General features: G+C 32.3%; 5 protein-coding genes. 3 read left to right on the forward strand and 2 right to left on the reverse strand.

Annotation, left to right across the window (positions count from 1 at the left end):
* Positions 1-917: excinuclease ABC subunit UvrC (gene uvrC, locus L6Q46_RS12685; RefSeq protein ID WP_291284612.1), on the reverse strand; the 917-nt coding region annotated here is incomplete at its 3' end.
* Positions 918-939: 22 nt separating this feature from the next.
* Positions 940-2,253, reverse strand: a complete 1,314-nt coding sequence (locus tag L6Q46_RS12690) for a Fic family protein (RefSeq protein WP_291284613.1) — start codon at positions 2,251-2,253, stop codon at positions 940-942.
* A 112-nt stretch (positions 2,254-2,365) separates the two neighbouring features.
* Between L6Q46_RS12690 and L6Q46_RS12695 the strand changes: the two genes are divergently transcribed.
* The 3 genes from L6Q46_RS12695 to L6Q46_RS12705 form a co-directional block, all read left to right on the forward strand.
* On the forward strand, positions 2,366-3,331 hold the full coding sequence (locus tag L6Q46_RS12695) for a succinylglutamate desuccinylase/aspartoacylase family protein (RefSeq protein ID WP_291284614.1): 966 nt from the start codon (positions 2,366-2,368) through the stop codon (positions 3,329-3,331).
* Positions 3,332-3,395: 64 nt separating this feature from the next.
* On the forward strand, positions 3,396-4,625 hold the full coding sequence (locus L6Q46_RS12700; protein WP_291284615.1) for an aminotransferase class I/II-fold pyridoxal phosphate-dependent enzyme: 1,230 nt from the start codon (positions 3,396-3,398) through the stop codon (positions 4,623-4,625).
* 41 nt (positions 4,626-4,666) lie between these two features.
* A partial coding sequence (locus L6Q46_RS12705) for a hypothetical protein (protein WP_291284616.1) occupies positions 4,667-4,899 on the forward strand: 233 nt, incomplete at its 3' end.

Raw genomic sequence — 4,899 nt, forward strand, 5'->3', positions numbered from 1 at the left:
AATTCTACCACGGCTAATTCCAGTAATTCTTCGTTGGTTTCGTCTAATTTTTTCTTTAATTCCAACGTATGCGAACGCACTATGGCTCCGTGTGAAATCTGTAAAAAGTTCACATACGCCATCGTTTCATCCGAAATAATCGAAAACACATCCAAATTGGTAATTCTCGGATTTAAAACTGTAGAACGCGATTGGTAATTTTCTAAAACCTCGATTTTTTCTTTGATTTTTTGCGCTTCTTCAAACTTCATTTCTATTGCCAAATCGGTCATTAATTTTTTGAAATCTTTCAAACTTTCTTTGAAATTTCCTTTTAAAATTTGACGGATTTTTTCAATCTGACTTTGATAATGCTCCAATGATTCATATCCTTCACAAGGTCCTTTGCAATTACCAATGTGATATTCCAAACACACTTTGAATTTTCCCGAATCAATATTCGCTTTAGATAAATCGTAATTACAAGTTCTAAGAGGATATAATTCTTTAATCAAATCTAAAATCGTGTGAACTGTTTTAAAACTGGTGTAAGGGCCAAAATATTCCGAACCGTCTTTAATCATTTTTCTGGTGGAGAATATTCTTGGAAATCGTTCGTTTTTGATGCAAATCCAAGGATACGTTTTGTCATCACGAAGCAACACATTATAACGTGGTTGCAGCTTTTTTATTAAATTGTTTTCCAATAATAACGCATCAGTTTCCGTAGGAACGACAATGTGTTTTATGGTTACAATTTTCTTAACTAAAACCGAAGTTTTGTAATTATCGTGATTCTTCGTAAAATACGATTGAACACGTTTTTTTAAATTTTTCGCCTTCCCAACATATAGAATTTTCCCTTCCTTATCATAATACTGATACACACCCGGATTATCAGGCAAGGTTTGGATTTGAAGTTCTAATGGTGTTTGCATTTCAGTTTTTAGTAGGCAGTGATTACTCTTTTTCTTTTTCAGCGATTTTTTGCTCGATGAAGTTTTTGTGGCGTATTGTTTCTTTTTTATTAAGTGATTTTATATCTTCTTGTGTCAATTTATATTGATAACCTTTTTCGATTTCTTTTTCACCATTAACAAAGACTGAATAGCTAACATTATTAAGTACAATAAAAAAAGTACTTAAAAAAGATAAATTATTAAAACCAAGCGTTTTGAAATTATTGTATTTAACATTTATCCCAAAATTTTTAATTTCATTAGCATTTATTTCTAAATCATTCAAATTTACATCAAACTCATCAACATCATTTTTAACAAAAAATTCATAGTCTATATCAACATATAACTTTGAAATACTATTTTCTTGTATACTTTTTTGTAAATTAAAAAAAACATCTTCAATTAAATTCAAAACAACACCTTCACTTTTAGATATTTGAGAGGATTCCCCGATAGATTTCAATCTCTGCTCCAAAAGAGCAATTTCTTTATCAATATCATCATCCTCTTCAATGTTTTCCCCATTAGCTCCTGAAATCATAATTTCTAATGAGCGCACTAAATTTTGAGCAATATATTCTATAAAAGCTTCTATGTTTCCAACATCAGCAAGTTGCAAAGCGGCAAAATAATTGGCTTTATCTTCGGTTTTTACAATTACGGGTGGATAATGAAATTGCATTAAGATAAAGTTCATTAAAATGCGTGCGGTTCTTCCGTTTCCGTCATCAAACGGATGAATTCTGATAAATTTATAATGAAATTCAGCTGCAACTAATATAGGGTTAAAATCTTGTTGAGTAACTTTTTCGTTATACCAAACCAACAAATCATACATTTTGGCAGGTGTTTCTTCAGGTGTTGCAAAATAAAACATTTCACCAGTAACCGTTTTTACATGATTGGGCATGGTTTTATATTGTCCAACTGTTATTTTTCTTTTTGTCGGCTTTCCTTCTGGTGTAATTGCATCTACTTCGTAGGGCTCTTTCAATAATAACTGATGTAATTCTCTAATAAAATTCTCGGTTAAAGAACGATTTCCTTTTACCATATCAATTACCCAATCAATCGCTTCGTTATGACCTGTAATTTCAAAATGATCTTTTAATGGTTTTCCCTGTGCAGTAATTCCAAACAACAATAATGCTTTAGTTTCGCCGTAATTAAGTGAATTACCTTCCAAATGATTCGAGTGATAATTCCAATCTAAACGAAATTTTTGCATAATTCGTTTTTCTTGCTCAACATCAATTGGGCGTAAAGTATCTAATTGCTCTTTTAAAGCTAATGCTTGCACGATTGCTTCCATAGGAAAGTATTTATCTAACAAATGTAAGAAAATCTTAAGCAATATAGAATTTTGATTGTTTGTAATTCGTTTTGAATTGTTTTCGTATTTTTAACGCCTTAGAATCAACCAAATGACAGCCTCAAAACCACTTGTAATACTAAAAGAAACCATTTTAGCGGGCGAAAGCAAAACCATTAACATGGAAATTGCCAAGTTGCACACCATGAATAAATTGAAAATCCCCATTATTGTGGAACGTTCAAAACTTGATGGCCCAACGGTTTTATTCACCGCTTGTTTGCATGGTGATGAAATCAACGGAACCGAAATTGTACGTCAGTTAATTATTCAGAAAATCAATAAACCAAAACGTGGTACCATTATTTGTATTCCAATTATCAATATTTTCGGATTTGTTAATCAAACAAGAGAATTTCCAGATGGTCGCGATTTGAATCGGGTTTTTCCTGGTAGTAAAACAGGTTCGTTGGCGAGTCGTTTTGCGTATTACATTTTAAAAGATATTATTCCGCATGTGGATTATGCAATTGATTTTCATGCCGGTGGAGCAAGTCGATTTAATGCACCTCAAATTAGAATTGTGCCTGAAAATCCAGAATTAAAAGAACTTTCCGATGTTTTTAACGCGCCTTTTACGTTGTATTCGAAGAATATTTCGGGTTCGTTTCGAAATTCTTGTGATAGATTAGGTGTTAAAATGTTGTTGTTTGAAGGTGGAAAATCATTGGATTTAAATCTTCAAGTTACTGAAGAAGCGGTGGAAGGAACTAAACGATTTCTAAACCATTTAGAAATGCTAAATCCGAGAAAGAAAGTAACTAATCCTCAACATAAAACCATTTATATCGAAAAATCGAGTTGGATTAGAGCGAAATATTCTGGCATGTTTCATGGCTTAACTTCGATTGGAAGTTTTGTCAAAAAAGGCGAATTATTGGCTACTATTTCTGACCCTTATGGAAAAATCGAACACAAAGTAAAATCACCACATGAAGGTTATATTATTAATGTGAATGATGCGCCAATAATTTATCAAGGCGATGCTATTTTTCACATTTCTACCCATTTAGAATAAGAAAGCTAACAATTATCATGTTTTTATTGGTTTTTCAAATGTAAATTCGCCAAAATTTTTAGGTATGAACTTCTGGAAAAAACTAACACACGAAGAAAGAAAAGCCCGTATTGAAAAGGCTTTACACGATAATGTTAACTTCTCAAAAGACGCTTCTTTAGGTTATCCTGCGTCTAAATTAGATAGTCGAGTTTTTTATGATGATGCGCCTTTTTTAAAAGATGCACCAACACTTCAAACCTATGTTGCGAATCCAAACAACATTGGGTGCCACACTTTTGGCACTTCTGAAAAAGCATTTTATGGTACTCAAGAAATTGAGCGTGAGGTTTTAAACGTAATTGCTGTTGATATATTCAAAGCTACTGAAAACGAATTTGACGGTTATATCGCTCCTGGTGGAACGGAAGCCAACATTCAAGCGATTTGGGTTTTTAGAAATGAATTCATGCACAAATTCGGTGGAAAATTAGAAGAAATTGCCATTTTAGCATCGGAAGACACACATTATTCGATCCCAAAAGCTTCTAATTTATTGCAAATTGATTGGTTGAAAATTCCGGTTGGGTTTGAAAATCGTGAAATTGATGTAAATGCATTGGATAACATCATTTCAGAAGCTAAAAATAAAGGAAAAAAATACTTCATTGCGGTTTCCAATATGGGAACAACCATGTTTGGTTCAGTTGATAATCCGGATGATTATATTTCTATTTTAGAGAAACACAACGTTACTTATCGTCTACATATTGATGGTGCTTATGGTGGATTTGTTTATCCTTTTAGCAATCAAAAATCGAATATCAACTTTAGCAATCCAAAAATTAGTTCGATTACGATTGATGCGCACAAAATGTTACAAGCTCCTTATGGAACAGGTGTTTTTGTTTGCCGAAAAGATTTAATCGAAAACGTATTAACCAAAGAAGCAGAATACGTAGAAGGAATGGATTTAACCCTTTGCGGAAGTCGTTCTGGTGCAAATGCCGTTGCGGTTTGGATGATTTTATTTACTTACGGCGCTTATGGTTGGTTTGAAAAAGTGAGTGTTTTACAAATGCGTACCCAATTTTTATGTCACGAATTAGATAAACTAAACATCAAATATTTCCGTGAACCATTTATGAATATTGTAACCATTCATGCCGAATCTATTCCAGAAAAAATTGCTGAAAAGTATGATTTGGTACCGCAACAACACAATGAAAACAACAAATGGTACAAAATTGTGTTAATGGATCACGTAGAAGTAGAACATTTGACTGAATTTATTGAAGAACTAAAAAAGTTATAATAATTTCGGTATTTTTGAGTTTTAAGTGGAAACTATAACTCATGAAAAAACTTACAACAATTTTATTTGTTGCATTGTCGTATTTGACATTTGCACAACCAACAGAGAATCAAATTAGAGTAGTTGGAAAACACTCCGAAACGATAAAAGCAACTCAAATAGAATTGGTTTTTACGCTTCAAGAAGTAACAACGTTTACTTATAGTAAAGAAAAACAAGTCATTAAAACTATTCCTGAAGTATTGGAAGAAGTTCAATCCTTTATTACGAAAAA

It is taken from the genome of Flavobacterium sp., from assembly GCF_023151265.1.
Taxonomy (GTDB): Bacteria; Bacteroidota; Bacteroidia; order Flavobacteriales; family Flavobacteriaceae; genus Flavobacterium.